This is a genomic window from Chitinophaga sp., assembly GCF_035564935.1.
GTDB lineage: Bacteria > Bacteroidota > Bacteroidia > Chitinophagales > Chitinophagaceae > Chitinophaga.
Genome location: NZ_DATMTE010000693.1, coordinates 1 through 5191 on the forward strand (window position 1 = coordinate 1; position 5191 = coordinate 5191).

7 protein-coding genes are annotated in these 5191 nt (G+C 45.4%); 5 read left to right on the forward strand and 2 right to left on the reverse strand.

Annotation, left to right across the window (positions count from 1 at the left end; translation table 11 throughout):
• Positions 1-81: 81 nt before the first annotated feature.
• Positions 82-456, reverse strand: coding sequence for a DoxX family protein (locus tag VN105_RS17850; protein ID WP_325642886.1), 375 nt, complete (start codon positions 454-456; stop codon positions 82-84).
• A gap of 126 nt (positions 457-582) precedes the next feature.
• Here VN105_RS17850 and VN105_RS17855 point away from each other — a divergent pair, with 126 nt between their 5' ends.
• The 4 genes from VN105_RS17855 to VN105_RS17870 all read left to right on the forward strand — a co-directional run bounded on the left by VN105_RS17855 (position 583) and on the right by VN105_RS17870 (position 2811).
• A complete protein-coding gene (locus VN105_RS17855; RefSeq protein WP_325642887.1) occupies positions 583-921 on the forward strand; it encodes a helix-turn-helix domain-containing protein in 339 nt (112 codons plus the stop codon).
• Positions 922-942: 21 nt separating this feature from the next.
• Positions 943-1845 (forward strand): hypothetical protein, encoded by a 903-nt coding sequence (locus VN105_RS17860; protein WP_325642888.1) that lies wholly within the window; start codon positions 943-945, stop codon positions 1843-1845.
• An 80-nt stretch (positions 1846-1925) separates the two neighbouring features.
• Positions 1926-2447: a hypothetical protein gene (locus VN105_RS17865; RefSeq protein WP_325642889.1), complete on the forward strand. Its 522-nt coding sequence runs from the start codon at positions 1926-1928 to the stop codon at positions 2445-2447.
• A gap of 13 nt (positions 2448-2460) precedes the next feature.
• Positions 2461-2811, forward strand: a complete 351-nt coding sequence (locus tag VN105_RS17870) for a DUF4180 domain-containing protein (RefSeq protein WP_325642890.1) — start codon at positions 2461-2463, stop codon at positions 2809-2811.
• 10 nt (positions 2812-2821) lie between these two features.
• Here VN105_RS17870 and VN105_RS17875 read toward each other — a convergent pair whose 3' ends face one another.
• Entirely contained in the window at positions 2822-4090 is a 1269-nt protein-coding gene (locus tag VN105_RS17875) for a hypothetical protein (RefSeq protein ID WP_325642891.1), read from the reverse strand.
• 96 nt (positions 4091-4186) lie between these two features.
• Between VN105_RS17875 and VN105_RS17880 the strand changes: the two genes are divergently transcribed.
• Positions 4187-5158, forward strand: coding sequence for a DUF1080 domain-containing protein (locus tag VN105_RS17880; RefSeq protein WP_325642892.1), 972 nt, complete (start codon positions 4187-4189; stop codon positions 5156-5158).
• The last annotated feature ends 33 nt before the right edge of the window (positions 5159-5191 follow it).

Consider the following 5191-nt stretch of genomic DNA (forward strand, 5'->3'; position numbering starts at 1 on the left):
GTTAAGTCATACACACAATGGGTAGTTCCTGCTATGAAATGCATAATAAAGAGCCCGGTAATTTCTTCATATCGATATCATTTAATTATTATTAGCGGCTCCCTGCAGAAACATTTCCCTGGACCTTAAAAACATTCCCACCCAGAGAATAGCAAGAAATACGGCGGAAGCAGGAGGCTGACTGCCCGATATTTCCAGGCAAAAAGCCCCGCCCAGGTAACAGCTTGCCAGCAGGAACCCAAGCTTGTTTGTTTTGGGATACAACAGCAATGCAGCAATGATCAGTTCACCGGTACCCAGCAGTTTCATATAATCACCAAATCCGTATTTGGTTAAGAACCGGACCACTGACGGAGGTTCCGCGTTAGCCAGTTTCATTACTCCACCCATCATAAGCACCAGGATAGGAATTGCCATCAATACTGTAGAAAGGATGCGCTTTGCTTTGATCGTCATTGTAATTTTTTGAGCTGTTATTAATTGTGCAGTAAAAGTATCTACATTTGCTATCCAAATGATAGTACTATCCTGTTGGATAGTGCTATCCAACAGGATAGTATCGTGAAATCCAAAACGAAGAAGATGCTGACACGCGAAGGATGCCCTAAAAGTGTACTTGCTATAAAAGATGCGCTGGAAGCCCTGGAAGGCAGGTGGAAGTTGTTAATTATGCTTTCTTTGTCTACCGGGAATAAACGCTTTAAGCAAATATCAAAAGAAGTAGGTGGTATTACGGACAAAACATTGTCGAAGGAACTGAAAGTACTGGAAACAAATAAGCTGATCAAAAGGGAAGTGCATAATACCTTCCCGCCTACGGTAGAATATTCAATTACCAAACATGGCACCTCGCTGGACAAAGTGCTGGATGCACTGTATCATTGGGGACAGGCACACCGGAAAAAGGTGATTGGAAAATAAAATCATTTCATTGGAAGGAACATGACCTTTTCCCAGATACAGTCGTTTATAGCTGAAACAGCCGCCGATTCCCAGCTCTTCCGGGAGGAGGAATTTGAAAAGCGCATGGAGGCGATAGACAGGATCGATTTCCTGGTAATTGACCGCATTGATGAATTGCTGTTGGAGGAAGCGCAACAGGAGTTGCTGCTGCCGTTAAAGCAGCAGGCAGAAAGCATAAAGCAGGAGCTGGAGAACGTTGATACGCAAATGTTTCACCGGCTGCAGACGCGCATCAGGTCAGGAGAAATAACCGGAGAAAGGTTCAGGGAACTTATTCAGGAATATACCGGTTTTAACAGCGCAGGCAGCATACAAGAGGTGGCAACGGAGTATGATCATGTGGATGTTTTCGTAAATGGGTTATTCCCTTCTCAAACAATGCCCGGGCAAACGAAGGAGCTGGACCCGGAAATGGTGTACTATCAGAAAACACCTGCCAGGATTATTTTTGAATTGGCAGAAAAAGCCGCTTTCACAAAAGAGGATGTTTTCTATGATATAGGCTCGGGACTTGGACAGGTAGCCATGCTTGTACATTTGCTTACCGGTGCTACCGCCAGGGGGATTGAATTTGAACCGGCCTTTTGTGACTATGCCAATAACTGTGTGGCGCAACTTTATTTATCCAATATTGTATTCATCAACACAGATGCGCGGGCCGCGGATTATTCGGAAGGAACGGTGTTCTTTATGTTTACTCCCTTCAGGGGGAAAATCATGCAGCAGGTGTTGGAGATGCTGAAAAAAGAGTCGTTGCAACGGAAGATCAGGGTCATTACATATGGACCCTGCACCACCCATGTAGCGTTGCAGGACTGGCTGCATCTCATTACCCCGGCAAACAGTAACGTATATTCATTGGCTGTTTTCAGCAGCATCTGATCATTGGTAAATGAAGAAAAAAAACTATCTTACTACTGTTGTTTAACCTGTTTTATCATCATTGTTAAAGGAAACCACCAATGAAGCAGAAAATCTTTGTCATCATTTTCTTAGCAACCGGCCTTATCTCCTGTAAGTCCAAAAAGGCCATTGAATTGAGGAATGTTATTGTGAAGCAGGAACGGGTGGCATTCAATATCCTGGTAGGCAAAGGTGGAGCGGAAGAGGAAAAACTGAATTGTTTGATAAAGAAAGATTTTAAAGGCGCGCTGGTGGCTACGGATAAAATAGAACAGGAGTTCAACAACATTATTAAAACAATAGAAGCGTTACCAACAGAAGGCGTAAAACAGGGCGATGAGCTAAAAAAAGCCGCTGTTGATTATTACACAGGACTCAGGGACATGAAAAACAGGGAACGGGAAGAAATACGACAACAGGAGGCGGGCTATGATAAAGATCCGGAGAAAGCAAGTATAGCGGCAAACAAGCTGGTGGAGTTAAATAAGGAACAGCTGGTAATGTCCGGAAAGGTAAGGGAGAAAGATGAAAAGCTTTATCATACACTGCAGCAATTTGAAGAAGCCAATAACCTGAGGTGATTAAATATTTATAATGAAGATAGTAGCGCATGGAAATGGCATCGCGGAAATCATTTCAGATGAAATATTGATGCCTGATCCGGGGGAAGCATTACAGCTGATAATGGACCTTTATTACCAGGATTACAACAAAATAATTATCCGGGAGAAGAATGTTACCCCGGCTTTTTTTGATCTGAAAACAGGGGTGGCAGGGGAGATCCTGCAAAAGTTCTCCAACTATAAAGCACGGCTGGTGATCATTGGCCACTTTACCAGGTATCCGGGCAAAAGTATCCGCGACTTTATTTACGAAAGCAACAAAGGCCGGCAGGTTAATTTCCTGGAATCGCTGGACCTGGCCGTGGAGCGGTTATCCAAATAATTGCACCCTGTTAGTAGGCATGTCCCTTTACTGCAATTTTACTTAACAATTGCGGGTTGGTCATTGTACTGTAATCGTATTGATAAATACCGTCCCTGGCGCTTACCAGCAGGCGATGCTGGTTTTCAAAAGGTATCACATCGTAAGTATCCAATCCGTCCACCAGTTTGGTAGTGATGATATTCGTAACATCTGATGCGTTCATAAAACGCAGCCCGAATGTTCCTTCGCAAATGAAGAGCTTCCCGTTATCGATCCCCAACCCATGTGGATTTTTCATTTCGGTAGTACTTAGTTTTATGGGGTTGTCTACATTGCTGATATCAAATACCTGCAGTTGATTGAGGTTACCTGCGCAGGCCGCGCCACTCCTCACGGTTACATATGCTTTACTGCCTTCCACCACAACCGGGTCGCATGCCCGGAAATGGGTAACCACAGAGCGTTGGGCAGGGGCAGCGGGATTAGCGATATCATAGATGTACATGGCATTCCTGCTACCGATAAAAAGGTAATCACCATAAGGGAAAATGGTTTCAATACCGCTGTTAATATTCTGTGTGCCTTTTAATAAAGGGGATGCAGCATTGCTGAGGTTAAATGCTTTTAACTGGAAATGGTTAACAGTATAAAGATAATCCCCGGCGATGGTAAAACGGGCCATTGACCCGCCTTTACCGTTTTGCTGGGTTTTATTATTGTAAGAAGCAGCAGCTTCAGAACTGGCAAACAACAGCATATTGTCGTTGGTGGAGCAGTCGCAATAGGAGGTATCCCGTGAGGTAAACCCGATCACGATACTGTCGGGATACATTTTCCATCCCATTAGCAGGCCATCGGCGCTTATGGGGTAAGCGGTGGCATCCGGCAGCCGGTTTACAAATGTGATATTACGGGGATCGCTGATGTCGAATACCATGAGATCGTTGTAGCTGTCCGCATACAGGTAGTTGCCTTTTATAGCGATTTCCATGTTTCCCATTACATTCAGGAAGGAAATTTTTTGGGGAGATGCCGGCGTGCTGTTATCGATCACATGGATACCCAGGTAGGGCTCACTTACAAAAATATACTGGTCTTTTACATAGATCTTTCCTGTTGTTCCGATTTCCTTTGGTTCCTCCGATTTAACAGAGGCCCAGTAGTCTTCTAACGACAGCAGTACGGGCGTATATATTTTCTGCTGAACTATTTTGGTGCATTTATCCTTTGCACATCCGCCGAGAACCAGTATAACGGCGATCATAGCCGGGAATTTGATATAGGTAGAAATATGCATGGGGGTAGGTTTGATCGTTTAACGCGAATACGGGAATAAAAGTTACAGACCAAATATTTATCTTTATAGCTTTCTTCAACAAACATGGACATGAACATGAATAGAAAAAGTATTATCGCGGGGCTGGTATGCTGCATGGGACTGGGGTTGGTAACTTCCTCCGGTGTTATGGCGCAGGTATCGGCTATTAAGAATGAAAGCGTTAAAGGCGGGGCCCTGATAGGCGCCTGGGATATCAAAGTCAGCGAAAATGGCGTAGATAAACCTTCCTGGCTGGAAGTGGAGCTTTCGGGGTTTAGTACCCTGGTAGGTCGCTTTGTGAGCACCGGTGGCAGTGCCAGGCCTATCTCCAAAGTAAACTTCGACAACGGCAAGTTCAGCTTCTCCATACCACCACAGTGGGAAAAGGAAGACCGCGACCTGAAACTGGAAGGTAATGTAACAGACGCCGGCATAAGCGGTACTATCCATACCAGCGACGGGCATTCCTATTCTTTTACCGGGGTAAGAGCGCCTGATCTCAAAAGAACGGCCGCTCCTGTATGGGGAAAACCCATAAAACTGTTTAACGGGAAAGACCTGAGCGGCTGGAAAGCACTGGGCGAAAATCAATGGATCGTTAAAGACGGTATCCTTACCAGCCCGCATTCCGGCGCCAACCTGATCTCAGAAAAAACGTTCAACGACTTTAAGCTGCACGTGGAATTTCGCTACCAGGCAGGCAGCAACAGCGGCGTTTACCTGAGAGGCCGTTATGAAACACAGATTATTGATAATCCTAAAACAGATGCGCCTTCCAGCCACCTGTTCGGAGGTGTATACGGTTTCCTGGTACCTAACGACATGGTAACACTGGGCCCCGGCCAGTGGCAAACATATGATATCACACTGGTAGGCCGCCTGGTAACCATAGTGGCCAACGGCAAAACCATCATCTGCAACGCCGCCATCCCCGGTATCACCGGCGGTGCGCTTGACAGCAATGAAGGCGAACCAGGTCCTATTTACTTCCAGGGCGATCACGGTCCGATAGAACTCAGGAACATAGTGATCACTCCGGCTAAATAACGCGGATTTTGTCTGACTCAGGATTAAACTGAT